This is a genomic window from Pauljensenia sp. UMB3104 (assembly GCF_030217285.1).
Lineage (GTDB): Bacteria > Actinomycetota > Actinomycetes > Actinomycetales > Actinomycetaceae > Pauljensenia.
Genome location: NZ_JASONN010000096.1, coordinates 1 through 367, shown reverse-complemented (window position 1 = coordinate 367; position 367 = coordinate 1). Strand labels below are relative to the sequence as shown.

The 367-nt window shown below is 60.8% G+C and carries 1 protein-coding gene; it reads left to right on the top strand.

The features are described from left to right. Nucleotides 1-277, top strand: a 277-nt coding sequence (locus tag QP415_RS10915; protein ID WP_285100074.1) for an HNH endonuclease, incomplete at its 5' end; no start/stop codon positions are given. Nucleotides 278-367: the final 90 nt, after the last annotated feature.

Below are 367 nucleotides of genomic sequence, written 5' to 3'. Positions count from 1 at the left end.
TCGGAAGTATCAACGGGATCCGAAGATCAACCGCCGCTACGGCTCACGGTGGCGCAAGATCCGCGCCACCTACGTCGCCGCCCACCCGCTCTGCGAAGACTGCCTCGCGGCCAGCCGGTACACGCCCGCACAGGAAGTCCACCACGTTCTCCCGCTTGAGCACGGTGGCTCCCACGACTTTGATAACCTCCGCGCCTTGTGTAAGCCCTGCCACTCGCGCCAGAGTGCGCTCGATGATGATCGCTGGAGGCAAGCATCTAGGGTCTACTCGTATTGACGAGCCCGCTACGTTCGCGCCTGTCGCGTCGATCATTTAGAACTTCAAAGATGCCTACCTCGATGGTGTTCGTTGGATACGGGGCAATGT